General features: G+C 69.4%; 24 protein-coding genes. 13 read left to right on the top strand and 11 right to left on the bottom strand.

Annotated features, from left to right (window positions below; all coding sequences use genetic code 11):
• A partial coding sequence (locus tag IEZ09_RS40445; RefSeq protein WP_189259138.1) for a YdcF family protein occupies positions 1-711 on the top strand: 711 nt, incomplete at its 5' end.
• Positions 712-734: 23 nt separating this feature from the next.
• Entirely contained in the window at positions 735-1,583 is an 849-nt protein-coding gene (locus tag IEZ09_RS40440) for an HIT family protein (RefSeq protein WP_229813387.1), read from the top strand.
• A 3-nt stretch (positions 1,584-1,586) separates the two neighbouring features.
• Here IEZ09_RS40440 and IEZ09_RS40435 read toward each other — a convergent pair whose 3' ends face one another.
• Positions 1,587-2,264 (bottom strand): glycosyltransferase family 2 protein, encoded by a 678-nt coding sequence (locus IEZ09_RS40435; protein WP_189259137.1) that lies wholly within the window; start codon positions 2,262-2,264, stop codon positions 1,587-1,589.
• An 8-nt stretch (positions 2,265-2,272) separates the two neighbouring features.
• Positions 2,273-2,722: a hypothetical protein gene (locus IEZ09_RS40430; protein WP_189259136.1), complete on the bottom strand. Its 450-nt coding sequence runs from the start codon at positions 2,720-2,722 to the stop codon at positions 2,273-2,275.
• A gap of 174 nt (positions 2,723-2,896) precedes the next feature.
• Here IEZ09_RS40430 and IEZ09_RS40425 point away from each other — a divergent pair, with 174 nt between their 5' ends.
• Positions 2,897-5,170, top strand: coding sequence for a glycosyl hydrolase family 18 protein (locus tag IEZ09_RS40425; RefSeq protein ID WP_370467791.1), 2,274 nt, complete (start codon positions 2,897-2,899; stop codon positions 5,168-5,170).
• 55 nt (positions 5,171-5,225) lie between these two features.
• Here the strand turns inward: IEZ09_RS40425 and IEZ09_RS40420 are convergent, their stop codons facing one another.
• On the bottom strand, positions 5,226-6,005 hold the full coding sequence (locus IEZ09_RS40420; protein WP_189259135.1) for an NPP1 family protein: 780 nt from the start codon (positions 6,003-6,005) through the stop codon (positions 5,226-5,228).
• A 169-nt stretch (positions 6,006-6,174) separates the two neighbouring features.
• Between IEZ09_RS40420 and IEZ09_RS40415 the strand changes: the two genes are divergently transcribed.
• Together IEZ09_RS40415 and IEZ09_RS40410 are read left to right on the top strand one after the other, a co-directional pair.
• Complete coding sequence (locus IEZ09_RS40415; RefSeq protein WP_229813385.1) at positions 6,175-6,609, top strand: helix-turn-helix transcriptional regulator; 435 nt, start codon at positions 6,175-6,177, stop codon at positions 6,607-6,609.
• Between the two features lie 10 nt (positions 6,610-6,619).
• A complete protein-coding gene (locus tag IEZ09_RS40410; RefSeq protein WP_189259134.1) occupies positions 6,620-7,042 on the top strand; it encodes a VOC family protein in 423 nt (140 codons plus the stop codon).
• Here IEZ09_RS40410 and IEZ09_RS40405 read toward each other — a convergent pair.
• Positions 7,029-7,592, bottom strand: coding sequence for a DUF998 domain-containing protein (locus tag IEZ09_RS40405; RefSeq protein WP_189259133.1), 564 nt, complete (start codon positions 7,590-7,592; stop codon positions 7,029-7,031). The two genes, IEZ09_RS40410 and IEZ09_RS40405, sit on opposite strands and share 14 nt — an antisense overlap.
• Between IEZ09_RS40405 and IEZ09_RS40400 the strand changes: the two genes are divergently transcribed.
• On the top strand, positions 7,584-8,354 hold the full coding sequence (locus IEZ09_RS40400) for an alpha/beta fold hydrolase (protein WP_189259132.1): 771 nt from the start codon (positions 7,584-7,586) through the stop codon (positions 8,352-8,354). The genes IEZ09_RS40405 and IEZ09_RS40400 overlap by 9 nt on opposite strands.
• Here the strand turns inward: IEZ09_RS40400 and IEZ09_RS40395 are convergent.
• The 3 genes from IEZ09_RS40395 to IEZ09_RS40385 all read right to left on the bottom strand — a co-directional run bounded on the left by IEZ09_RS40395 (position 8,338) and on the right by IEZ09_RS40385 (position 11,352).
• The gene (locus tag IEZ09_RS40395) at positions 8,338-8,847 is read right to left on the bottom strand and encodes a DUF2076 family protein (protein ID WP_189259131.1); all 510 of its coding nucleotides are present in this window, start codon (positions 8,845-8,847) and stop codon (positions 8,338-8,340) included. The genes IEZ09_RS40400 and IEZ09_RS40395 overlap by 17 nt on opposite strands.
• 127 nt (positions 8,848-8,974) lie before the next feature.
• Positions 8,975-10,324, bottom strand: coding sequence for an endo-1,4-beta-xylanase (locus tag IEZ09_RS40390; RefSeq protein WP_370467790.1), 1,350 nt, complete (start codon positions 10,322-10,324; stop codon positions 8,975-8,977).
• A 287-nt stretch (positions 10,325-10,611) separates the two neighbouring features.
• Complete coding sequence (locus tag IEZ09_RS40385; protein WP_229813384.1) at positions 10,612-11,352, bottom strand: FadR/GntR family transcriptional regulator; 741 nt, start codon at positions 11,350-11,352, stop codon at positions 10,612-10,614.
• A 223-nt stretch (positions 11,353-11,575) separates the two neighbouring features.
• Here IEZ09_RS40385 and IEZ09_RS40380 point away from each other — a divergent pair, with 223 nt between their 5' ends.
• Positions 11,576-12,994 carry an RICIN domain-containing protein gene (locus tag IEZ09_RS40380; protein WP_189259128.1) on the top strand — a complete coding sequence of 473 codons (1,419 nt, stop codon included), beginning with the start codon at positions 11,576-11,578 and terminating at the stop codon, positions 12,992-12,994.
• 32 nt (positions 12,995-13,026) lie between these two features.
• Positions 13,027-14,049, top strand: coding sequence for a LacI family DNA-binding transcriptional regulator (locus IEZ09_RS40375; protein WP_189259127.1), 1,023 nt, complete (start codon positions 13,027-13,029; stop codon positions 14,047-14,049).
• A 239-nt stretch (positions 14,050-14,288) separates the two neighbouring features.
• On the opposite strand, the gene IEZ09_RS40370 is transcribed toward IEZ09_RS40375, so the two are convergent.
• Complete coding sequence (locus tag IEZ09_RS40370; RefSeq protein ID WP_189259126.1) at positions 14,289-15,290, bottom strand: LacI family DNA-binding transcriptional regulator; 1,002 nt, start codon at positions 15,288-15,290, stop codon at positions 14,289-14,291.
• 140 nt (positions 15,291-15,430) lie between these two features.
• Here IEZ09_RS40370 and IEZ09_RS40365 point away from each other — a divergent pair, with 140 nt between their 5' ends.
• Positions 15,431-16,156, top strand: a complete 726-nt coding sequence (locus IEZ09_RS40365; RefSeq protein ID WP_308202456.1) for a lytic polysaccharide monooxygenase auxiliary activity family 9 protein — start codon at positions 15,431-15,433, stop codon at positions 16,154-16,156.
• Positions 16,157-16,216: 60 nt separating this feature from the next.
• On the opposite strand, the gene IEZ09_RS40360 is transcribed toward IEZ09_RS40365, so the two are convergent.
• The gene (locus IEZ09_RS40360; RefSeq protein WP_189259124.1) at positions 16,217-17,137 is read right to left on the bottom strand and encodes an extracellular catalytic domain type 1 short-chain-length polyhydroxyalkanoate depolymerase; all 921 of its coding nucleotides are present in this window, start codon (positions 17,135-17,137) and stop codon (positions 16,217-16,219) included.
• A 134-nt stretch (positions 17,138-17,271) separates the two neighbouring features.
• Here IEZ09_RS40360 and IEZ09_RS40355 point away from each other — a divergent pair, with 134 nt between their 5' ends.
• From IEZ09_RS40355 to trpC, 4 genes are all read left to right on the top strand, one after another.
• Positions 17,272-18,108 (top strand): PaaX family transcriptional regulator, encoded by an 837-nt coding sequence (locus IEZ09_RS40355; RefSeq protein WP_229813383.1) that lies wholly within the window; start codon positions 17,272-17,274, stop codon positions 18,106-18,108.
• Between the two features lie 227 nt (positions 18,109-18,335).
• Positions 18,336-19,526: an alpha/beta hydrolase gene (locus IEZ09_RS40350; protein ID WP_229813382.1), complete on the top strand. Its 1,191-nt coding sequence runs from the start codon at positions 18,336-18,338 to the stop codon at positions 19,524-19,526.
• Between the two features lie 152 nt (positions 19,527-19,678).
• Complete coding sequence (locus tag IEZ09_RS40345) at positions 19,679-20,371, top strand: GH12 family glycosyl hydrolase domain-containing protein (protein WP_189259121.1); 693 nt, start codon at positions 19,679-19,681, stop codon at positions 20,369-20,371.
• 152 nt (positions 20,372-20,523) lie between these two features.
• Positions 20,524-21,312 (top strand): indole-3-glycerol phosphate synthase TrpC, encoded by a 789-nt coding sequence (gene trpC, locus IEZ09_RS40340; protein WP_189259120.1) that lies wholly within the window; start codon positions 20,524-20,526, stop codon positions 21,310-21,312.
• 25 nt (positions 21,313-21,337) lie between these two features.
• Here trpC and IEZ09_RS40335 read toward each other — a convergent pair whose 3' ends face one another.
• Positions 21,338-22,303 (bottom strand): acetylxylan esterase, encoded by a 966-nt coding sequence (locus tag IEZ09_RS40335; RefSeq protein WP_189259119.1) that lies wholly within the window; start codon positions 22,301-22,303, stop codon positions 21,338-21,340.
• A gap of 108 nt (positions 22,304-22,411) precedes the next feature.
• Positions 22,412-25,234 (bottom strand): glycoside hydrolase family 3 protein, encoded by a 2,823-nt coding sequence (locus IEZ09_RS40330; RefSeq protein ID WP_229813381.1) that lies wholly within the window; start codon positions 25,232-25,234, stop codon positions 22,412-22,414.
• Positions 25,235-25,255 lie beyond the last annotated feature (21 nt).

The raw sequence follows: 25,255 nt of genomic DNA, 5'->3' as shown, positions 1-25,255 counted from the left end.
AACCTTGTGTCACAACAACCGAGACAAACCTGCGACAGATCACCCGAGACACGACAGTCCGACGACTGGATCCGCGGCAGCGCGATCGGGTTGTTCCTGGTGTCGGCCTACATCGCGTTCCTGTTCGTGAGCCTGCTGCTGTACTCGGTGATCTACGGCCGCACCGGTCGCCGCAGCGGCTTCGACGGCATCGTGGTGCTCGGCGCGGGCCTGATCGGCTCGCGGGTGCCACCCCTGCTGGCCTCACGGCTCGACCGCGCGCTGCGGCTGTACCGGCGCGACCGCGAGGCAGGCAGGACCCCGGTGATCGTCGTGTCCGGCGGGCAGGGCGCCGACGAGGACGTCTCCGAGGCGTTCGCGATGAGGCAGTACCTGCTCGAACGCGGCGTGCCCGACGACGACGTGGTGCTCGAGGACCAGGCGACGACAACGGAGGAGAACCTCCGCTACAGCAAGGAGTTGCTGGCCGACCGCGGCCTGAACGGCCGGGTCGTCGCGGTCACGAACAACTACCACGTGTTCCGCACCGCCGTGCTGTCGCGCAACCAGGGACTGCGGCTGCAGGTGATCGGTGCGCCGACGGCGTGGTACTTCGTGCCCAGCGCGTTCCTGCGGGAGTTCGTGGCGCTGCTGGTCCGCAATCCGGTCGTGCACGGGCTGGCGTGTGCGGTGCTGATGGCGGGCGGGCTCGCGTTGACCCAGATCAACTGACCAGCTTCGGGGGTGCGTCCGCGGTGAGCCAGGACCCGATGTTCGATCGGCAGCAGCCGTTGATCAGCCTGATCGACGAGGTGGAAAGCCGTGCGGACGCGCAGGGCATGGTCAAGGCCAAGCTCGACGTACCGAACCTGAAGGTCACGTTCTTCTGGAACGGAGAGCCGCCCGCCGAGGTGCGTGAGTTCGTGAGAGATGCCGCCGGAGAGGACGTCACCGTCGAGTTCCGGGTCGCCCGGTTCACGCCAGAAGAGCTGCTCGCCGAAGCCAAGCGTGTGCTCGAGACCTACCCGGAGGTCGTCCGGGCAGGAGCCAACAGCGACCTGACCGGGATCGTCGTCGGCGTTGATGTCCAACGTGCCTCATTGGACTCGCTCAGGATCGAGAGCACCGTGCCGGTGGAGGTGACTCCCGCGCAGCCACAGCAGCTGGCCGTGAACGTGCGGGAGGACTGCGTTTTCTGCGCCATCGTCGCGGGAGAGGCCGAGGCGAGCGTCGTCTTCGAGGACGACGTGGTGGTGGCGTTCATGGACACCGGCGCCGTGACACCGGGCCACGTTCTGGTCGTGCCCCGCGTGCACGCCGTGGGCCTGGAAGACCTGGACGAGGACACGAGCGCGCACGTCTGGAGGATCGGCCACCGCATCGGCCGAGCACTTCGGCGTTCCGGCCTGCGGTGTGAGGGTGTCAACGTCTTCCTCGCCGACGGAGAGGCCGCGTTCCAGGAGATCTTCCACTTCCACCTGCACGTGTTCCCGCGCTTCCGCGGCGACAGCTTCCGCATCGACGCGGACTGGGCCACCCGCGCCCGCCACCTGCTGGACTCCGAAGCCGCGCGCGTGCGGCAGGGCCTGGCCGAGATCGGCTGACGCTCAGGTCGTCTCGCCCGGCCTGCGTTCCCAGGCGGACTGGCCCCACTTCGCGATGAACGACTGCTTGTCCACCCTGGACTGATCGCGCAGCACCGGGTTCTCGGCCGTGGAAGCGTTGGGGTGCAGGTGTTCCACGGTGACCCCGCCGACGAGGACGGTGCCGCCCACGGCCTGCGCCTGCCACTCCAGGTCGTCGTCGCCGTACCACCAGCGGAACCGCTCGTCGGCGCGAAGCCCGGCCTGGCCGCTCAGCACGAACGCGTAGCCGGTCAGCCGGTCGTTCCTCGGCTCGACCGGGCCCTGCACGGTGTTGTGCCAGTCGCGGCCGCGGCCGAACTGGTCGGGGTAGGCGATCACGGCGCCGGTGCGGTCCATCGCCTCGACCATCGCGTCCAGGAAACCCGGTGGCAGCACGAGGTCGTCGTTCAGCACCGCCACCGCGTACTTCTCGCCCGCGGCCTGCTCGTGGGCCCAGTCGAGGCCGATGTTCCACAGCCTGCTGAGGTTCGGCGGCTGTTCGTCGTCCCGCACGACCGTGGCGTCGACGTTCGCGACCGGCGGGGTGCTCGCGTTGTCGACGACGAGCACCCGCTCCGGCGGCAGACCGAGGGTGGCGATGGTCTGCCGCAGTTCGGACGGGCGGTCGTGGGTGGGGATGACCGCGAACGTCAGCGTCATGATCGCCATCATGGCACGCGGGTGAACCTCATGATCCAGTTCGTCTCCCAGGTCTCGCCGCCGTCGTAGGAGAACTGCTGCTGCCACACGGGTTCGTCGCCCGGCGTCCAGTCGAACCGCAGCTTCACCTCGTGGCCGCCGACCACGTCGTCACCGAAGAACACGCCGTGGCCGCCGGTGAACCGGCCCTCCAGCGGCGGGTCGAGGTGGCCGGGGGCGCGGGTGGAGGCCCACCAGATGCGCCACACCTGCCGTTGCGGGTCGTACTGCCGCAGCGTCATGCCCTCCCAGCCGTCCGCGTGCAGGCTGTCGACGTTCCCCGTGCCGCCCAGGATCGGCCGGCACTCGGCGTCCGCGTCGAACTCGATCCACTCGGTGCCGCGGCCAGGGATGTCGGCGATCTTGCGGTTCGCCACGCGCCACCGGCCGTGGAAGAAGTCGAAATCGTTTGCACTCATGGGAGGGACGCTAGAACCGCATCACTGACAACCGATGTCAGTGATCGAGTATTGACGCAAAGGTCTGGACCATTTTACCGTTCCGGCAGTGGCCGCCGCCCTAGCCAGGAGGTCCTTCCCTTGCGCCTGCTCACCAGAGTGGTCCCGGTGCTAGCCCTGTTGGCCGGCACCCTGATAGCCGTGACCCACGCACCTTCGGCCTCCGCAGCCCACGAGGACTGCCGGCCGGACGGGCTGTACAAGACGCCGGGCGTCGACGTGCCGTACTGCACCGTCTACGACACCGCCGGCCGCGAGAACATGGGACCGGACAAGTCCCGCCGCGTGATCGGGTACTTCACCAGCTGGCGGACCGGCAAGAACGGTCAGCCCGGCTACCTGGCCAAGGACATCCCCTGGACCAAGGTCACCCACCTCAACTACGCGTTCGCGCACATCGACGCGCAGAACAAGATCTCGGTCGGTGCCCAGGACGCGAACAACTCCTCGATCGGCATGGAGTGGCCGGGCGTCGCGGGTGCCGAGATGGACCCGTCGCTGCCCTACAAGGGGCACTTCAACCAGCTGACGAAGTTCAAGAAGCAGTACCCGAACGTCAAGACGCTGATCTCCATCGGCGGCTGGGCGGAGACCGGTGGCTTCTTCAACGCCGACGGCACGCGCAACGCCTCCGGCGGCTTCTACAAGCTCGGCCAGTCGCAGGCCGCGATCGACACGTTCGCGGACAGCGTCGTCGCCTTCCTGCGCCAGTACGGCTTCAACGGCGCGGACATCGACTACGAGTACGCGACGTCGAACAACCACGCGGGCAACCCCGACGACTTCTGGATCTCCAACGCCAACCGCGGCACGCTGTGGGCCGGCTACCAGGCGATCATGAAGACGCTGCGCGAGAAGCTCGACCGCGCCGGTGCCGCCGACGGCAAGCACTACCTGCTGACCGCCGCCGTGCCCGCCTCCGGCTGGCTGCTGCGCGGCCAGGAGTCGTACCAGGTCGTCAAGTACCTCGACTACCTCAACGTCATGAGCTACGACCTGCATGGCTCGTGGAACCACTTCGTCGGCCCGAACGCGTCCCTGTATGACGACGGCAAGGACGGCGAGCTCGCTGCGGGTGGCGTGTACACGGCACCGCAGTACGAGGGCATGGGCTACCTCAACACCGACTGGGCGTACCACTACTACCGCGGTGCCATGCAGGCCGGGCGCATCAACATCGGCGTGCCGTTCTACTCGCGCGGCTGGCAGGGCGTCACCGGCGGTACCAATGGACTGTGGGGCAAGGCCGCGCTGCCCGACCAGTCGAAGTGCCCGCCCGGCACCGGTTCGTCGGTCGGCTCGACCACGCCGTGCGGCAACGGCGCGACCGGCATCGACAACATCTGGCACGACGTCACCGCGGGTGGTGCCGAGGTTCCGTCCGGTGTGAACCCGTTGTGGCACACCAAGAACCTCGAAGCCAAGGTCACCGGTTCGTACGCGAGCCAGTACGGCCTCGACCCGGTCAACGACCCGGCGGACCGCCTCACCGGCACGTACACGCCGCACTACGACACGACGCTGAAGGCGCCGTGGCTGTGGAACGACGAGAAGAAGGTGTTCCTCTCCACCGAGACCGAGCAGTCGATCGCGGAAAAGGCGAAGTACGTGCGGGACAAGGGTCTCGGCGGCGTCATGATCTGGGAGCTCGCCGGTGACTACAAGTACGACTCCGTCAAGAAGGAGTACTTCATCGGCGACACGTTGCTGTCGACGATCAACACCGGTCTGAACGGCGCCGCGCCCTACGGTGCTGCGAAGGCCACCACCCAGCAGTCGCAGTCGCTCGCGGTCGACGTGGACGTCCACGGCTTCGCGTTGGGCGACAACAACTACCCGATCACGCCGAAGATCAAGTTCACCAACCGCTCGACCGTGACGATCCCCGGTGGCACGAAGATCGCGTTCGACTACGGCACCAGCGCGCCGGGCAGCATGGCCGACCAGTCCGGGTTCGGGCTCAAGGTCGTGACGAAGGGCCACAGCGGGTCGAACGTCGGCGGGCTGAAGGGCGACTTCCAGAAGGCGGAGCTCACCCTGCCGTCGTGGCAGTCGCTGGCTCCCGGCGCGTCGATCGAGATGACGGTCAGCTACCAGCTGCCGATCTCGACGCCGTCGAACTTCGTGTTCACCTTCGGCGGTCAGTCGTACGCGATCACGGCCGACCACCCGCGGATCGGCGGCGGCACCACGCCGACGTCCACGACCACGACCACCACGACGACCACGACCACGACGTCGAACCCGCCGGCGTGCGCGCTGCCCGCGTGGGACCGCGAGCAGGTCTACACCGGTGGCAACGAGGTGGCGCACAAGGGGCGCAAGTGGCGCGCCCAGTGGTGGACGAAGGGCGAGGAGCCCGGCACGACCGGAGAGTGGGGTGTGTGGCGCGACCAGGGCGCCTGCTGAGGTGAGGTCGTGAGTGGTTTCCGTTGCGCGGCAACGGAAACCACTCACGGCGGCGTCAGGGCTGGAACGGGATTCCGGAAGGCTTGGCCCTGGACAGCTCAGTCGGCCACCTGCTGTCCTGCAGCGGGAAGTTGGCGTCGCCCCACGAGGAGCCGTTCAGCGCGTCCCGCAGGGCCGGGGCGAGGTTCTCCCAGCTGAGCAGGGCGGGCTCGTCCCAGCCGCCGTTTCCCCACGCCTCCGGTGGTTCGCCGGCCCCGGCGAAACGCATGACGTGCGTGCTGACACCGTCCTTGTGGTAGACGACCCTGGCGCGGACGCCGGTCTTCGCCGGGACGTCGCTCCACGACTTGGTCTCGTACTGTCCGTGCCTCGACACGGACACGAAGCCGGGGGTCGACTGGCCCTGCGGCACCCACAGCACGACGCCTTCCCAGTCGTGGCGGTGCGACGTGGCGGTGCAGCCGTCGCAGCTCATGTCCTTTTCGAAGTACAGGGCGTAGGAAATCGCGCACCAGCCGTTGTTGCACTTGGCCCGCGAATAGGTGTTGGCTTTGCCGAGGTGGTTGTCACGGCATTCACCGGTGACCGGTCCGGTGTCGTGCAGTCCGCCGTTGAGCCTCCCGCTGCTGTCGATGGCCGCGACGGGCAGACAGCCGTCGCCGTCGTAGTCGAACAACGGCTGGAAAGTCCGCTGGAACGACGTGGCGTTCGCCGGTAGCGGGGTCAGCACGGCGGCTGAAGCACTGGTCGTCATTCCCATGGCCAGAACGACGGCGGCACCTGCGGCGAAAAGGGATTTCGCGATGCGGGGATCGGCGGCTTTTGCAGGGGGCATTCTTGTGCTCTTTCGGTTCGCTGGATGTACTGGCAGGGTCAGCCGGAGGTTATCGGACGAAAGCGTTTCGGGCATCCACCTGCGCACGTGAAATGTCCAGTCGAGACGGGATGTGACGCGAATTCCGCCGGTCTTCCTCGAAGTTTTCCGATGTCGTAATCTGTGCGACGTGACCGCCAAAGACCCGCGCCTGCAGGAGCTCGTGCTGCTCCGCAAGGTCCGCGACCGGATCGACCGCGAGTACCGGCAGCCGCTCGACGTGGCGGCGCTGGCGCGCGGGGTGCACCTGTCCGCGGGCCATCTCAGCCGCGCGTTCAAGACGGCGTTCGGCGAGTCGCCCTACAGCTACCTGATGACCCGCCGCATCGAGCGGGCCATGACGCTGCTGCGGCGGGGCGACATGTCCGTCACCGAGGTCTGCTTCGAGGTCGGCTGCACGTCGCTCGGCACGTTCAGCACCCGCTTCTCCGAGCTCGTCGGCATGTCGCCCAGCCAGTACAAGAAGGAAGCCGCCGAGGACGGCCTGGGCATCCCGAACTGCCTCGCCAAGGCCGTGATGCGTCCGATCAGGAATCGAGAAGCGGCGGCCGGTCCGTCCGATTAGGTTGACGGCCATGTCAGTCATCATCGCCGCGGCGTTCCTGCCGGCAGACGACCCCGAGAAGTCCCTCGGTTTCTTCCGCGACGGTCTCGGCTTCGAGGTCCGCCAGGACGTCGGTCAGGGCACCATGCGCTGGATCACCGTCGGCCCGCCCGACCAGCCGGAGACCGGCATCGTGCTGCACCCGCCCGCCGCCGACCCCGGTGTGAGCGAGGAGGAGCGTCGGACGATCGCGGTCCTGATGGCCAAGGGCGTCTACACGGCCATCTCGCTCGCCTCCAAGGACCTGCAGGGCGCCTTCGACCGCTTGCGGGCGTGGGTCGAGAAGGAGGGCGCGGGCGAGGTGTTGCAGGAGCCGGAGGACCAGCCGTGGGGTGTGCGGGACTGCGCGTTCCGCGACCCGGCGGGCAACCTGGTGCGCATCAACCAGCTCTGACGGCTCGTGCCGCGAGCAGGAGGCCCGCCGCGATCGTCAGCAGCTGCACGCGTTGCACCAGCCCGGCGCCCGGCTGGTTCGCCAGGACGACGGACAGCACGCCGGTCGTGAGGAGCAGGCCGATCACCACCCTGCTGCGCAGTCGTACGGCGAAGATCAGGGCGCTGACGAACGTCAGTGCGCTGGTGACCTGGTGCAGCCGGTGCCCGAGCGACACCGCGCCGATGTTCTCGCGGTAGCGGCACAGGGCGTCGACGCTGGCCGCGCAGTCGAGCGACAGGACGGTGTCGGCGAGGGTGGCGGCGGCGAAGACGAGCAGGGGCCAGGCTCGCGGGGTGCGGGCTGCGAGCAGGAGACAGGCGGCGGCCAGCACGTCGGTGGTGCGCAGCAGCCACCGGAACGGCTGGTCGTCCGCCAGCAGCTCGCTCACATAACTGTCCACGACGGACAGTCCGGTCGGCAGCACGAGCTCGAGCAGCCAGCACGAGTACAGCAGGGCCGCGGCGATCAGCCACGTCCTGCCTGCGGCATGCTGGTTCTCGTGATCCACGTTCTGGGCTCCGCTGTGCACGTCGTCGACGACGGACCGGCGGACGCGCCGCCGGTCGTGCTCACCTCGGGCCTGGCCGGCGGGCTCGCCGACTGGGCTCCGCTGGTCCGGCTGCTCGTGCCGGCGATGCGGGTGCTGAGGTTCGACCGGCCGGGCAACGGCGCGAGCACACCGTCGCGGGAAACACCGTCGGCGCGGCGCGAGGTGGCCGTGCTGGACGCGGTGCTGGACGTCGCGGGAGCCCCCGCCGTACTGGTCGGACATTCACTCGCCGGTCTTCACGTGGAGGCTTGCGCGCGGCTGCGGCCGTCGCGGGTGCGCGGTGCCGTGCTCGTGGACCCGAGCCTCGTGCCACCGGGCATCGGCCGGCCGTTCGACGTCGGCGCGGTGCTCGCGACCGCCGTGCTCCGGCTCGGCCTGGCCGGCCTGGCGGCGCGCTGCGCGAGTCCGCTGCTCCAGCTGGCGGGCAGGCCACCGGCCGGTGTCGGCGCGGTGGCGGAGCTCGCCGGGTACGCGGACCTGGTGGCCGAGGTGGACGCGTTGCGCGCGGCGCACCCGCTGCCCGACGTGCCGTGGTGGGTGCTCACGGCGGGAGGAACGCTGGGAGGCCCGAGTTCCGCCCGCCGCATCCTCGCCGCGCACGGGGCGATGGCAGCGCTTGCCCGGCGCGGCGTGCATCGGATCGTGCCGGGCTCGACGCACCTGCTGCAGCTGGATCGTCCCGCCGCGGTGGCGGAGGCCGTGCTCAGAACAGGTCGGTGAAGCTGAAGCCGTCGTCCTCGCCACCGGCCTGCTGCTGGGCCTGCGGCTGGTCGTCGCTGAACAGTTCCTGCGCGCCGGCGACCAGCAGCGCGCCACCGGCGACACCCGCGGCCGCCGCGGCAGCCGTCTTGAGGAAGCCGCCACCGCCCTGCTGCTGTTGCTGCTGCCCGAACATGCCCGACCTGAACCCGCCCTGGGGCTGTTGCCCGTAGCCGGGGACGGAGCTGAAGGCGGGGTTGGGCGCGGGCGTGAAGCCGGGCTGGGTGAAGGCGGGATTCTGCCCGGCCGAGCCCATCGCGGCGATCTTCGCCTGGGCCTGCCGCAGCGCGTCCTCCTGCACGAGAACGGCCTGCACGAGCAGGTAGACCGAGTTCGGCTGGGACGCGATCTGCTGGGCGATCAGTTCGGCGGCCTGCGGGTCCTGTGGTACGGCCGGTGCCTGGCGCAGCCGGTTCGCCAGGCCGAGGATCAGTTCGCGGTCTTGGTGGTCCATGGTGAGCTCCTTCTGTCACCACCAAGTTCAGCGTGCGGAGGTCTCCGCGGACACCGGCGACCCGGCCCGAACTGCCCGCCGACCGGCTGACAGCAGCCAGCCGGTCGGCGGGATTCGGTCCTGGAGATCAGCTGCCGGTCCACTGCTGGTTGCTGCCGCCGTTGCAGGACCACGTGATCACCCTGGTGCCGTTGGCGGTCGCGGCGCCGTTGACGTCCAGGCACAGTCCTGATTGGACGTTCGTGATGGTGCTGTTGCTGTTGATGTTCCACTTCTGGGTGTTGCCGCCGGTGCAGTTCGCGATGACCGTGGCCGCGCCGGAGCCGCCGGGGCCGTCCAGGCAGCGCCTGGAGCCGCCGGTGTAGACCGAGATCTCACCGGACGCCGAGCGGGTCCACTGCTGGTTCGCTTCGCTGTGGCAGTCCCAGATCTGCAGCTGGGTGCCGGGGCTGGTCGAGGAGTTCGGCACGTCCAGGCATCTGCCCGCGGCCACGGCACGCAGCGTTCCACTGCCGCCACCACCGCCGCCGCCGTTCAGCGCGTCGAGCACTGCGGTGTACGCCTGCTTCTTGTTGTAGTTGCCGTCGAACAACAACGGCGTGGCGCTCGACCGCCACGAGTACTTGTCCGTGACGCCCCAGACCGTGATGCCCGTGCAGCGCGTCACCGCCAGACAGGCCTGCGTCACGGCCCGGTACGTCGCGGCCTGCCCGGAACCGGAGCCGCCGACGTCGAGCTCCGTGATCTGCACGTCGACGCCGAGATCGGCGAAGCGCTGCAGGTTCGCCTGGTAGCTGCTCAGGTTCGCGCCGGAGCCGAGGTGGCTCTGGAAGCCGACGCAGTCGATGGGCACGCCGCGGGACTTGAAGTCGCGCACCATGTTGTAGATGCCCGTGCTCTTGGCGTTGACGCCGTCGGTGTTGTAGTCGTTGTAACAGAGTTTGGCGTTGGGGTCGGCGGCGCGGGCGGTGCGGAACGCCTCCTCGATGTAGCCGTCGCCGAGCCGCTGCTGGACGAACCACTGGCGCCGGGTGCCGTTCTCCTCGAACGCCTCGTTCACCACGTCCCAGGAGTGGATCTGGCCCTTCCAGTGACCGGCCACCTGGTTGATGTGGTTCGAGATCGCCGCGCGCAGGTCGTTGCCGTTCAGTCCGCTCACCCAGCCGGGAATCTGCTGGTACCAGACGAAGGTGTGGCCGCGGACCGACATCCCGCGGCTGCGCGCCCGGCTCACGATCTGGTCGGCGGGGCCGAAGTTGAACTGGTTGCGGCTGGGCTCGACGGTGTCCCATTTCATCTCGTTTTCCGGCGTGACGCTGGTGAACTCCGTGTTCCACGTGTTCACGTACGCCGATTCGCCGAGGTGGCCCTGGGCGATCGCGGCCCCGTAGTACCGGCCGCTCTGCGCGGCCGCGGCACCGAGCGTGCTCGCCGCCGCGGTGGCGGACGGGAGACTCAGTGCTGTCGCTGTTGTCACCGTGAGTCCGGCGACGGTCAGGACGGCCAGCGCCGATCTGCTCCGCCGTCGCAGGGATGGACTCCTGAACATCGCAACCCTCATTTCGTGAAGGTGGGTTCGTCCGAGTTGTCCGGCGCGGGTACGCCGGCCGTGCGTCATCGCCCGGTGTGCCGGCGGCGGAGTGCGGCACCCGGTTCGTCCTCAATGGACAGCCCGGATCGTCGGCCGAGGTTCAGTGTGATTCATCGCACCAAGCGGCCGCACCGGTTGTAGCACACATTCTGACGAGCGGTCCAGGACGCCGATCAGCCGAAGACGCGGCGCTGGATCTCCCGCCGGTAGTCCTCGAGGGTCCTGTCGACATGCACGGCGGCGGCCGCGGCAGCAGCGTCCTCGTCCCCGTCGCGGATGGCCCGGTAGATCGCGGCGTGCTCCTGCACGGCCTCGGCCGTATGTTCGCCGACCGCGCCGTTCAGCCCGATGATGGTGGATTGGCGTTGCAGGCGGCGGGCCTCGCGGACGGACGCGACGAGGAACTGGTTGTGCGAGGTGGCCGCGACGGCCAGGTGGAAGTCGTCGTCGCCCTGGTCGAACAACGCCGCCTGCCCCGTGACGTGCCCTTTCCGGCACAGCTCGGCGGCGACCTCGATGGCGCGCAGCTCGGCGGGGGTGGCACGGGTCGCGGCCTGCCTGGCGGCCGCGGTCTCCTGGACCCGGCGGAACTCGAAGAGCATGTAGACGTGGTCGAGGTCGGTGGGCAGGAAGAAACCGCCCCACCGGGGCGAGCCCAGCATGCCCTCGTCGTCGGCGACGTAGAGCCCGCGGCCCTTGTGCGCGCGCACTCTGCCCAGGGCCGAGAGGATCTTCACGGCCTCGCGGACCACGGTCCGGCTGGTGCCCATCCGCCCGGCCAGGTCGTTCTCGGTCGGCATGCGGTCGCCGGGACGCAGTTCGAGCTCGCCGATCAGCTGCAGGATGCGTTCGGCCACGAGCTCGTAGCCCGGCCGGTAGGAGGCGGGCGGCGCGTACGCGGCATCGGCATCCACCGAGACGGCTCCTTCATGAGTACGACTTTTCGTCCGTCGAACCCCAGAATACATGCGCGTCGAACGAGCAGGACAGGCCATCGAATGAGGAATCGAACCTGGTCAGAAGGTTGATCAGCTCGATGAACTGGATGGCGGATAAGCATGCTCATCTTCTTGACGCCTGCTTCTCCTGGCTGCTCTGATGAACCGCCGGGAGTGACACACCGTAGTGGAGCAGCCGATGAGTCGTCGATGGAAAGCGCTTACCACGTTGCTGGCCACGGTGTTGCTCGGCAGCACACTCGTCGTGGCCGCCCCTGCCCAGGCCTCCACCGCCCAGTTCCGCGGCGTGAACTGGGCGGACCAGCGGGACAACTTCGTCAACGGCGTGCTGTACCCGTCGGGGCTCAGCTCGACGGACACGTACTCCTCGGCCGCCGCCGTGGCGGACCGGGTGGTCGGCCAGCTGTACTCGATCACCGGCGCCAACACGGTGCGCCTCCCGATCAACGAGCCGACCGTGGCCGGTTACTGGGCCACGTACACCGGCGCGATCGACACCGCGCTGAGCAAGGGCAACGTGATCCTCGCGTACTGGGCGCACACCGGTGGCAGGCCGCCGAACGTCACGGCGTTCAACCAGATGTGGGACAAGGTCGTCGCGAAGTACGGCAGCAACCCGAACGCCTACTTCGAGGTCATCAACGAGCCGCACGGCTACAGCACCGGCGACCTCAACAACATGTACGCCGGATGGCTCGCCAGGTACTCGGCCGTGCCGCGCGGCAGGGTCATCCTCGACGGCGCCGGTCTCGCCCAGAACGTCGCCGCCGTCGGCAACGACAGCAGGCTGAACGGCACGCTGCTCGCGGTGCACGACTACTCCTTCTTCGCCGGCTACCAGAGCGAAACCCAGTGGGCGGACCACATCGCGAGCTACATCGGCGGCTACGCCAGCCGCACGATCGCGACCGAGTGGGGCGCCGCGATGGGACCGGGCACCAAGAACGGCGTGTACTTCGACGCCATCGACTACAGCATCCCCAGTGGGTCCTACATGTCCGACTACGTCCGGGGCGTGAGCGAGAAACTGCGCAGCCTCGGGATGGGCAGCGTGTACTGGCCAGGTCTGCGCGACGGTGACTGGTACAGCATGACGAGCAGGAGCGGCACGACCCTGTCGTTGACGAACCCCTCCGGGCTGCAACGCCTTCGCTACGCCTGGGGGCTCGGTGACGGCGGCAGCACCGCGGTCGAGATCCGCAACATCGGCACCGGCTGGTACGTCGACGGCCTCGGCAGGACGACCGACTCGCCGGCCGGCCAGGGAACCGGCGGCACGAGCGTGAGCCAGCGGTGGATCGTCGAGAACACCGGCGCCCACGTGCGACTGAAGAACGCGGCGACCGGCCTGTACCTCGACGGTCTCGGTGGCACGTCCAACGGCACCGAGGCGGGCCAGCGCGGCAGCAGCACGGCCGCGAGCCAGCAGTGGACCGTCGTGACCGGGAAGAGCCGCGGCAACGACGTGCGCATCCGCAACCGCGCCACCGGTCTCTACCTGGACGGCATGGGCCGCACGTCAGGCTCCGCGACCCTCGGTCAGTGGAGTGACAGCAACAGCGTCAACCAGCAGTGGCGGATCGTCGCGGCGGGCTGACCGGAACTCCCTGATCGGAAGCAGGTGCGGATTTGGTCACCATCGCGGAGGTGGCCCGGCACGCCGGAGTCGCTCCCAGCACAGTTTTCTACGTGCTGACGGGCAAACGCCCGATCTCGCCCGAGACGACGACGAGGGTGCACGACAGCATGATCGAGCTGGGCTATCGGCCACCGGCCGCTGCACGGCCGGTGCCGCGCGATCGGGCTGACGTCGTGGCCCTCGTGCTGCCTCCCGGCGACGCGCACCCGAGGTCGATCACCCGGCTCGTCAGCTCGATCGCCGTCGCCGCGCGCGGGCACGAGATGGACGTGCTGCTGGTGGCACCGGCCGGCCTGCGCAGGGCGGCGGACAGCGTCAGCGTGAACGGGTTCCTGGTGCTGGAGGGCGAAGGTGCCGACGAACGGGTGCGGGTGCTGCGCGAGCTAGGCCGCACGTCCGTCCTCATCGGACGCTCGGATGCGGAGAAGGACCTGGTGTGCGTCGACCTGGACTTCGAGGCGGCGGGCGCGCGGTGCGTGGACCACCTCGCGGACCTGGGTCACCGCGGCATCGGCTTCCTCGGCGCGTCGAGGGCGGGCGTCACGCAGCGGACGTTCGCGGGCTTCGGCGCGGCGGCCATGCGCCGTGGCGTGGTGGGCACGGCGTTGCCGGTCGCGGCGGGCCCGGGATCGGTCGCCGGCGCGATCAGCGCGGTGCTGCGGGCGTATCCGGAGATGACGGCCCTGGTGGTGCACAACGAGGTCGCGCTCGGCAGGGTGATCGACTGCCTGCGCGCACAGCACCTGAGGGTGCCGCAGGACATCGCGGTCGTGGCCGTCTGCCCGGACGAACCGGTCGAACGCATGGCGCCGCCGCTCACGTCGGTGGAGCTGGCCGTGGAGGACCTGGGCGGTGCGGCGGTCGACCTGCTGGTGTCGGTGATCGGCGGTGCCAGGCCGCCTGCGTTGACGCTGGTGCCTCCGCGGCTCGTGCGGCGGGCGAGTTGCTCGCTGCCCGTGCCGCGGCTGTCCAGGAACGGAACGGTCCACAGTGGACCGCCACAGTGGAACTGATGCGTCGGTGCTGCGGTGCCGCCACGACGGGCTGCCGGAGTGGGACTGGGGTTCGGCGGGCGGTGGTGCTGCCGGAGTGGGGCTGAGGCTCGGTGGGCGGTGGTGCCGCCGCGATGGGCTGCCGCGATGGGACTGGAGCTCGGTGGGCGGTGGTGCCGCCGCGACGGGCTGCCGCGATGGGACTGAGGTTCGGCGGGTGGCGGTGCCGCTGCAACGGGCTGCCGCGATGGGGCTGACGCTCAGCGGGCCGCGGTGCTCCCGCGATCGGTGAGCTGCGGCTGGAGCAGCCGCACCTCGGGCGCGTGTTCCTGGGCGAGCCGGGCCATCACCATCTCGACGGCGATCGCCCCGAGCTCCTGCGCGGGAACGGCGATGGACGTGAGCGGGACGGGGAGGTTCTCCGCGACGTCGTCGGGGCACAGGGTGATCACCGACAGGTCGCCGGGCACGTCCAGCGACCGGCGCCGGAGCTCGAGCAGCAGCGTGCCGAGGATCGCCTCGTTGTGCACGACCAGGCCGGTGGTGTCGCGTCCGGGGGCCAGCACCTCGTCCAGGCACGCCGCCACCGAGTCGTAGCCCGGTTCGCAGGGGTGCACGGAAGCCTGGAGGTTCCGCTTGCCTGCTTCGCCGCGGAACCCGGCCAGCAGGCGTGCGGCGTAGCTCGTGCCGCGTTCGTACACGGCGGGCGGCGAGCCGATCAACGCGATCGAGCTGTGCCCGAGGTCGGCCAGGTGGCCCGCCATCTGCCTGCCCGCGGTGGCGAAGTCGAGGTCGACGCAGCTGAGCACCTCGTGGTCGTCGGGCATGCCGAGCAGGACGACCGGCGCGTCGACCGTGCGCAGTTCGGGGATGCGCGGGTCGTCGCTCTCCACGTCCATCACGATGACCGCGTCGGTCATGGACCGGGCGGTGACGCGGTGGGCCTCGCCGGGGCCGGCTTCCTTCGTCAGCAGCAGCACGTCGTAGTCGTGGTCGCGCGCGGAGGCGACGATCGACGCCACGAACTGCATGATGACCGGCATGTTCACGCCGGAGCGCAGCGGCACGACCAGGCCGAGCACCTGCGACCTGTTCGAGGCGAGCGCACGCGCGCCGGCGTTCGGGTGGTAGCCGAGCGCGACGATGCTCTGCTCGACGCGGCGTTTGGTCTCCTCCGAGATGGTCCGTTTGCCGCTGAGGACGTACGACACCGTGCTCATCGACACCCCGGCGTGGCGGGCGACCTCCTTGATCGTGATCATGCCCGCCCCTCTGGTCGCGTCGGCTGGTGGCGATCATCGTAGTGCGAAGCCGGTGAACCCGAGTGGGTCTTTCTTTCGATCATCACACTGGTTATCACTCAATGTTTCGTTGAAGTTTCGTAGAGTTACCTGTAGTCTTAATGCTCTGGGAGCGCTCCCATTCCGCCGCTGCTGCTCGCTCATCGGAGAATGGAGACTCATTCATGCGTGTCCGCAGCACCTCCCGGTCCGCCACCAGACGGCGGGGCGCCATCGCGTTGATCATCAGCTTGTTGGCGTGCGTGTTCGTCTGGGCTCCTCCGGCCTCTGCGCACGGCACGATCGTCGGTCCCGCCACCCGCGCCTACCAGTGCTGGAAAACCTGGGGCAGTCACCACATGGATCCGGCCATGCAAACTCAGGACCCCATGTGCTACCAGGCTTTCCAGGCCAACGCAGACACAATGTGGAACTGGATGAGCGCACTGCGGGACGGGCTTCGCGGCAACTTCCAGGGGTCCACGCCGGACGGGCAGCTCTGCAGCAACGCCCTGTCGCGCAACAACTCCCTCAACACCCCCGGCAAGTGGAAGACCACCACGGTCGGCAGCAACTTCTCCATGCACCTGTACGACCAGGCCAGCCACGGTGCCGACTACTTCAGGGTCTACATCAGCAAGAACGGGTACGACCCGACCACCCAGCGCCTCGGCTGGGGCAACCTCGACTACATCATGCAGACCGGCAGGTTCGCCCCGGCCAAGGACATCACGTTCAACGTCCAGACCTCCGGCGCCTACCGGGGGCACCACATCGTGTTCACGATCTGGCAGGCTTCGCACTCCGACCAGACCTACATGTGGTGCAGTGACGTGAACTTCGGCTAGCGGAGCGAAAATCCGGCCCGGCGCGGGACAGCGCCGGGCCGGACCCGTTTCAACGCAGGGTCAGCGGCTGGTGATCCCGAAGAACTCCAGCGCCACGGCGGCCATGCCGGTCGACGGCAGGGTGTGTCCCGCGCCCTGGATGCTGTACGCCTCGACCTTGTCGGAGTACTTGCGGCGGTTCCAGCCGGGTTTCGGGGTGTCGGTGGACGTCGGTGTCTGGCTCAGGCCGAACACGTTGGTCCACTGCTCGATCTCCTCCTGCAGCAAGGAGTACGGCACGAGCGTGTCGGCGGTGCCGTGCCAGAGCTGCACCCGCGGACGAGGGCCGGTGTAGCCGGGGTAGGCCTGCCGGACCGCGTCACCCCACTGCTGCGGGGTGCGGTTCATGCTGCCGCCGGTGCACTTGCTGCGGCCGGGCGGGTAGTCCGCGGCGTTGGCGAAGCAGTTGAACGGCACGCCCATGAACGCCGCGCCCGCCTTGAACACGTCCGGGTAGAGGGCGAGCATCTCGTTCGTCATCATGCCGCCGGACGACGAGCCGGTGGCGAACACGCGGGCCGGGTCGCCGCCGTAGCGCTGCTGGGTGTAGGTCACCATCGACACGATCGAGACGGGATCGCTGCCGCCGCCGCGCCGTTTCGCGGCGTCGGACCACGTGTCGAAGCACTTGCCGAATCCGGCTTCCTGTTGTGCGCTCGGGTAGATGACGATGAACCCGTACCTGTTGGCGAGCGAGGCGAACTCGCTGCCGGCGTAGAAACCGGGCCCGGAGCCGCCGCAGCCGTGCATGGCGACGACGATCGCGGGTTTCGCCGGCCGGGTGTCCGGCACGTAGACGTGCATGCGCATCCGGCCGGGGTTGTTGCCGAAGTTGGTCACTTCCACCAGGGATGCGGCTGTTGCCTGTGGTGCGAGCACGACGCCGGCGATGGTGAGCAGGGCGCTGACGAGTGCGATGAGGGATGTTCTGCGTGTGGTCATCGATGACCTCCGGTCAGGGGTTCCGGATCACCTCGAAAGTATTCAGATCTATGACGGCCGTCAAGATTTTGACGAACGACGATGGTGAGGCATTCGACGAATAATGGTCAGAGGCCGGACGAGAGGGCGTGCGCATGTCGGCAGCGTTGACTCCACCGGACGGCGGCGTGACCGGATCCGCCGTGCGACCGGAAACCGCGGTGCTCGCCCTGTTCGGCGACCACGTGCTCGACCGGGGCGTGGCCGTGTCGACGGTGGGCGTGGTCGGGGTGCTCGGGCGGCTCGGCATCGGCGAGCACGCCACCAGGACGGCGCTGAGCCGGATGGGGCGCCGCGGCCTGCTCCGCACGGTTCGCCGCGGCCGCCAGGCGTTCCTCGCGCTGACCGGCCACGGGACGGCGGTGCTGCGCGACGGCCAGCGCAAGCTCGAGGGCGAGGTCGTCGACCGGCACTGGGACGGCCGGTGGACGCTGCTGACGTTCTCGGTCCCGGAGAGCCGGCGCGCGGACCGGCACGCGCTGCGCACCCGCCTGGAGTGGTTCGGGTTCGGGCCGTTGCGCAGTGGCCTGTGGGTCTCGACCTCGGCCGCGGACGTCTCGGCGACGCTCGCCGAACTCGACCTGCTCGATCGCGCCGAGGTGTTCCGGGCGGAGGCGTTCATGTGGACCGATCCCGCGCGGATCGCCGCCGAGGCCTGGGACCTGAAGGGGATCGCCGCGGGGTACGAGGACTTTCTCCGCCGTTGGGGCGAAGGGGCGTTCGGGCATCTCGACGAACTGTCCCGGCGGGTCCTGCTGGGCGCGGAGTGGTTGCTGCTGATCCGTCGCGATCCGGTGCTGCCGTCCGTGCTGCTGCCGGAGGGGTGGCCGGGCACGCGCGCCGCAGCGGTTTTCCGCACGCTGCGCCACGGGTGGGAGCGTCAGGCTGGCGAACTGGCGGAGAACGCCCTGGAATCCATTGTGGACGAATGAGGTGCGCGCGCTCGTGATCTTCTGAAAAGGTTGCGGTTGTGCGATTGATAACGCGAACATTGGCGATGTTGGTGGTTGTCGTGATGTTCTGCGGGGGAACGGCGGACGCCGAACCCGCGCAAGCCATCACATGGGCGCAGTGCCCGGACAATCCGGAGGGCCAGTGCGGAACGCTGAGCGTTCCGCTGGATTGGAAGAGGCCGGGAGGTCGGCGCATCGATGTCGCGGTGGCGCGACGCGTCGCCACCGATCCCGCGCGGCGACTGGGCGTGCTCGTGGTCGACCCCGGCGGTCCAGGGGGTTCCGCGGCGGAGTTCGCGCTCTCCCGGCTGTTCAGCCCCGAGCTGCGGGCCAGGTTCGACATCGTGGGCATCGACTCGCGGGGCACCGGGAAGAGCCTGGCGATCCGGTGCGCCGACCTCGTCGCCGACCAGCCGACGACCTACCCCTCCGACGAGGCGGAGTTCGCCGCCCTGTTGCGGTACAACCAGGACGCGCTCGCGAAGTGCCGCGCGCGCAGCGGACCGATCTTCGACCACGCCGACAGCGCCCTCGTCGCCCAGGACGTGGACGCGGTCCGGCAGGCGCTGGGCGAGCGGAAGATCAGCTATCTCGGCCTGTCCTACGGCACGGTGCTGGGCCAGGCATACGCCGAGAAGTTCGGTCACCGGCTCCGCGCGATGGTCCTGGACAGCGTCGTCGACCACAGCGCGGACCTGAGGCGCTTCATGGGGGATCGGGCGGCGGCCGTGGACGACTCGTTCGTCGAGTTCGTCCGCTGGTGTGATCGCACGTCTTCCTGCGGCCTGCACGGGAAGGACGTCTACGCGGCCTGGGAGGCGGCCCTCGTTCGCGCCGACGGCGAACCGCTCGGCAGGCAGCGGCTGATCGACTCGATGTACTACGCGCTGCGGGAGCCGGACTGGCCCTGGGCCGCGGAGCTGATCACCGGGACCCAGACCCGGTCGTCCGTCCTGTCCTTCGAGCCGAACTACGAGTCGGTCCGGCTGGCGATGGTCTGCCAGGACTTCTCCCTGCGCATCAAGGACTTCGGGCAGTACTCGCGACTGCGCGCCGAGGAGCTCCGCCGGTCACCGATCATGCGCGGCAGCCTGGTCGGCCACGACGAGGCCGCCGCGTGCGTCGGCGTTGCGGGGAGGCCGTCGAACCCGCCGCATCGCCTGGACGTCCGGCACGCACCGAAGATCATGGTGCTCAGCGCGCGGCACGACCCCGTCACCCCGTACGACTGGGCGGTCAGCATCCACCGCCAGGCGCCGCGCAACACGGCGTTGATGACCTACGAGGGGTGGGGCCACGTCGCCTATCCGCGCAGCGAGTGCACTCGCGGCGGCGTCGACGCCTATCTGCTCGACCTGACGGTCCCGGCGAGGAGCTGTCCGGCCGTCGAATCGTGACGAAATCGTCGGGACGGATGCTTTCGCGGTGAATGCAGTCGAATATTTTCGGCCGATGCATTCGACTTGTTCGATGTTAGGTTCGGGCTCACGAACCGCTTCGACGCCGGGCGGCGCGGATTCCGTTCAATGATGTGCGGAAGGGAAGCTCGATGAACAAGCTCATGCGTGCGCTGATTCTCGCGATGGCGGCCGTCCTCACGGTGTCGCTGGGGACCAGCACCGCCCTCGCCGCGGCCTGGAGTTCCTCCGACCGGTGGGGGACCTGGTCCAACGGCGGCTACACGGTGCGCAACAACGTGTGGGGCAACGGTGCCGGCCCCCAGACGATCTGGGCCAACTCCTACAGCAACTGGGGCGTCTGGTCGAACCAGCCGAACACGGGCGGGGTGAAGTCCTACCCGCATTCCGAGAAGATGGTGAATCGCAGGCTCAGCTCGCTCGGGAGCCTGTCGAGCAGTTTCAACGTCTCCTACCCGAACGCCGGTTCCTACACCACCGCCTACGACATCTGGTGCGACAACAACCGGTACGAAATCATGCTGTGGATGAACAAGGTCGGCCAGGTCGGCCCGATCGGCTCCTGGCAGGCGTCGGCCACGGTGGGCGGGCACAGCTGGAACGTCTACCGCGGGTCGAACGGCTCGAACGAGGTGTTCTCGTTCGTCCGCACGTCCAACACCGGTGCCGGCTCCGTCGACGTCAAGGCGGTGCTGAACTGGATCCGCTCCCGCGGCTGGTTCGGTGACGTCACGGTGGGCGCCGTGCAGTTCGGCTACGAGATCACCTCGTCCAGCGGTGGCCTGAACTTCACGACCAACAGCTACTCCGTCTCAGCCGGCTGACCCGGCCCGCACGAGCGACCGATGAACGGCGCTTTTGTCCACCTCAGGTGAACAAAAGCGCCGTTCATCGTGAGTTGCCCCTGGGGCGGTGGGCGGCGCTGTGGCGGGTGCGGCAATGTGGTGGGGAAACCTACGACGTGAGGAGTGTGACCGTGAGCGTGCTGGACGGGATCCTGGCAGGCGTCCGGGAGGATCTTGCGCAGAGGCAGAGCGCGGTGCCGCTCGCCGAGCTGAAGGCACGCGTGTCGGACGCGCCGCCCGCACTGGACCCGCTGCCGGGCTTCCGGGCGCCCGGCGTGTCGATCATCGCCGAGGTCAAGCGGAAGAGCCCGAGCAAGGGCGAGCTCGCGACCATCGCGGACCCGGCGGCGCTGGCGGCGGAGTACGCGGCGGGTGGTGCGGCGGCGATCAGCGTGCTGACCGAGCAGCGGCGGTTCGGCGGGTCGCTCGACGACCTGGCGGCGGTGCGCGCCGAGGTGAGCGTTCCGGTGCTGCGCAAGGACTTCATCGTCACGCCGTACCAGCTGTGGGAGGCGCGGGCGTGGGGTGCCGACCTCGCGCTGCTGATGGTGGTCTCGCTGCCGGGCGGACTGCTGGAGGAGCTGCACGGCCTCGCCCTCGAACTCGGCCTCACCCCGCTCGTCGAAACGCACACCGAGGAGGAGATCGCCAGGGCTGCCGACCTCGGTGCCGAGGTCGTCGGGATCAACGCGCGTGACCTGACCACGCTGGAGGTCGACCGGGCGGTCTTCCAGAAGCTGGCTCCGCACCTGCCGGAGGCGGCCGTCAAGATCGCGGAGTCCGGCGTCACCGGACCCGAGGACGTCGCCGAGTACCACGCGTGGGGCGCGGACGTCGTGCTGGTGGGGGAGGCCCTGGTCCGCTCGGGTGATCCGCGGTCGTCGATCGGCGAGTTCATCAGCCAGGCCGGTCGGCCGTAGGACTGCGGCAGGGCAGGGACGCGGATCAGCTGAGGCGCTCGCGCAGCCACTCCAGCTGCACGACCGAGTTGGAGCCGTGCCCACCGCCGTGGTCCGCGAACGGCCACACCGTCATGGTCCGGTCCTCGCCCGCGTAGTGGTTGAAGGCGGCGTACACAGTGGACGGTGGGCAGATCGGGTCCATCAGGCCCACGCTGAACAACGCCGGTGCGGTGGCGCGTTGGGCGAAGTGGACTCCGTCGAAGTACGACAGCGTGGCGAAGGCCGGTTCGACGTTGTGCCTGCTGTGCCAGCGCAGGTACTCGGCGAGCTCCTGGTACGGCCCTTCGCCGCAGATCTCCGCCGCCCGCCGGAAGTGGCAGAGGAACGGCACGTCCGGCAGGGCGGCGGCGACCCTGGTCAGGCCCGCGACGGCGATGGTCAGGCCACCGCCCTGGCTGCCGCCCGCGACGATCACCCGGTCGGAGTCGAGACCGGGCAGCTCGCCGACCGCGTCCACGGCGCGCACGCAGTCGGTGATGAGCCGCCGGTAGTAGTAGTTCTCCGGGGAGTCGATGCCGCGGGTCATGAAACCGTTGGCCCACTGGGTACCGCCGCCCGCGTCCCGGTCGGGGGTGTCGTGCCCCTGGCCGCGGCTGTCGACGACGAGCTGGGCGTACCCGGCGGCCGACCAGAGCAGGTGGTCGGTGGGCAGGCCGCGACCACCGCTGTAGCCGATGAACGTGACGACGACGGGCAACGGACCCTCGGCGCCGCGCGGCCGCAGCAGCCACGCCGCCACCGGTTCGCCGTTCCAGCCGGGGAAGCGGACGTCGTCCACCTCGACGGTGCGCAGCAGGTACCGGTCGGTGACGGGATCGGCTTTCACGGCACCGCCGAGGGCACGTGCCTCGGCGAGCGTGCGGTCCCAGAACTCGTCGAAGTCGTCCGGCGCCCGCAGATCGGGGCGGTAGCCGACGAGGTCGTCGAGGGTGCCGTCGGTCAGTGGCATCAGGGCTCCTGGAGGAAAAGGGGAGGTGGCCCGTCCCCCGCCAGTGACGGGCCACCGGTCTGTGGTGAGGGTGGTGGCCCGCCACCGCCGGAAGGCGGGCCACCGGTCTCAGCCGGCCGAGGAGAACCGGAAGGCGCTCAGCCGGAAACCGCCGCACAGGACCACCCGCAGGTCGTGGACTCCCGCGACTTCCGCCGCGAGATCCGCCGACGCGGTCGCCCACGTGTAGCGGTCGCCGGTGACCGGTACCTCGATCTCGGCCAGCAGCTCCTCGCCGGTCCAGAACTCCACCCGTGCGTCGGAATCACCGCCTTCACGGGCCAGGTCGGCCTCGACGCGAACAGCACCGGACAGGTCGACCGACCGGAACCACAGCGTCGCGGCGTCGCCACCGGTGGGCGTGACCGCGTCACCGGTCGTGCGGGTGGCGTCGACCAGGGTCACGCCCTCGTAGTCGTCGAAGTCGACGGCGAGCACACGGCGGTCCACACCGGTGCGCGGTGCCGGAGCCGGTCCCACCACGGCGAGCGGCGCGGTGAGCACCACGTTCTCGGCCGACCTGGCGACGAGCACCTCGTAGTCGCCGGGATCGACGGTGAAGGCGCCGGTTCCGACGTCCCAGTGGGCCAGCTGGTCCGTGGCCAGCCGGAACTCCAGCGTGCGGCTCTCGCCCGGCTCCAGCCAGACCTTGCGGAAGTCCGCGAGCCGCAGCCTGGGCGCCTCGTACCGCGCGGCGAGTGCCCGCACGTAGACCTGCACGACCTCGCTGCCCGGACGGGAACCGGTGTTCGTCACCGTCACCGAGACGTCCACCGCGCTGTTCACCGTCGCGGTGTTCGACGACAGCAGCAGCTCGCCGTAGGAGAAGTCCGTGTAGGACAGGCCGTGCCCGAACGGGTAGAGCGGCGCGGCCCGGTGGTACTGGTAGGTCCAGCCCGCCTTGATCACGTCGTAGTCGAGCGGGTGCGGCAGTTCGTCGTCGCCGCGGTACCACGTCTGCGGCAGCCGCCCGGCCGGGTCCGCGTCGCCCAGCAGGACACAGGCCAGCGCGGTTCCTGTTTCCTGCCCGCCGTGGGAGGTCCACACCACGGCGGGCAGGTGCTCGTCGGCCCAGTCCAGGGCGTACGGGTAGCTGCTCATGACGACCAGCGCGGTCTCCGGCCGGGCGGCGGCCACCGCGCGCAGCAGGGCGTCCTGGGACTCCGCCAGCGCGATGCCCGCGCGGTCCTCGGTCTCGCGGCCGTGGATGAGCGGGTGGTTGCCGAGCACGACCACCGCGACGTCGGCGGACCGCGCGAGTTCCACCGCCTCCGCGGTGCCGTCGTGCAGCAACTCGCGGTGCCAGCGTTCGGCATCCTCGGCGTTCTCGGCGGTGACGCTCACCCGGCCGTCGACGGGGTCGACGACGGCGTACAGACCCGTGAGAACGTTCTGCAGCAGGAAGGAGTCGTCCGCCGGGATGAGCCGGAACGTCTCGGTCACGTCCCAGCTCTTGATCAGCTCCTGCTCGGCCACCAACGACCCGTCGTCGCGCTTGAGGCTCAGGTAGCGCTTGTTCTCGACGGACCGCAGCGTGAGCACGCCGCCGCCCCAGTCGACGACGTCGAACGCGGTCTTGCCCAGCAGCTCACCGCTCGTGCGCGAGTGCAACGCGATCCGGTCCACGCCCTCCGACACGACGACGTCACCGAGCGCGGCTTCGAGTCCACCGGCGATCGTGACCTGGTACGGCAGCGTGCCGCTGTACCAGTCCTCGCACAGCACGTCGGCGAGCGGCCCGATGACCGCGACCCGCCGGTCGCGGGACAACGGCAGCAAACCGTTGTTGCGCAACAACACGGTCGACTCGATCGCCGCGCGCTTGGCAAGAGCGCGGTGCTCGGTGCAGTTGATGACCTCCGGCCCGATGCCGGCGTACGGGTCGAGGCCGGGGTCGAACTCGCCGAGGCGGAAGCGCACCTCCAGCTGCCTGCGCACCGCACGGTCCACATCGGACTGGTCGATCAGCCCACGCTCCAGCGCCGCCCGCAGCCGGCCGACCGGGGTGGCGCTGTCCTGGCCGTGGTCGGTGAAGCTGTCGATGCCCGCCTTGAGCGCGGCGGCGTGCGACTCGGCGTGGTCGTCGAAGTAGTGCTCGGGGTCGACCAGGTTGGACGGCGCCTCGGCGTCGCTGACCACGAACAGCTCGTGGCCGGTCGCCTCCGCCCAGCGGCGCAGTTCCGTTTCGATGAGCGGGCTCACGTGACAGGGGCGACCGTTGACCAGGTTGTAGCCGGCCATGGCGCCGGTGGCGGCACCGGAGGCGACCACGGGGCGGAACGCCGCGAGGTCGTACTCCTGCAGCACGCGCGGGCGCAGTCCGGAGGAGGTGACGCAACGGTCGTCCTCGTTGTTGTAGGCCAAAAAGTGCTTGAGCACGGGGGCCGCGCGCAGGAACCTGTGGTGGTCGCCCGTGAGACCGCGGCAGAACGCCTCGCCGAGCCGCGCCGTGTGCAGCGGGTCCTCGGAGTAGCCCTCCTCGTTGCGGCCCCAGCGCGGGTCGCGCAGCAGGTTCAGCACCGGCGCCCACGCCTGCAGGCTGTTGGTGCCCGTGCCGATCGCGGTCGGGCGGTGGTAGTGGAACGCGCGCAGCTCGACCGAGGTGGCCTCGGCGACCCGGCGCACGAGCTCCTCGTCCCACGTCGCTCCCAGCCCCACGGCCTGCGGGAACACGGTGGCCGGCCCGAGCCAGGCCACGCCGTGCAGCGCTTCGGTCCCGGTGCGGAACTCGGCCATGCCCAGCCGCGGCACGGCGGGGGAGTACTGGTGCAGCATCGCCAGCCGTTCGTCGGTCGTCAGCCGCCCGATCAGGTCGTCGATGCGCTTCCGCAACGGCAGCGCGGGGTCGCGAAACGGCAGCGTCCCGGTGGTGGGCGCGGACTCGGAAACCACGTGGTAACCCCTCAGGTCGGA

Source organism: Lentzea flava (genome assembly GCF_014648475.1).
GTDB lineage: Bacteria > Actinomycetota > Actinomycetes > Mycobacteriales > Pseudonocardiaceae > Lentzea > Lentzea flava.
This window is presented reverse-complemented; position numbering and strand designations above follow the sequence as displayed.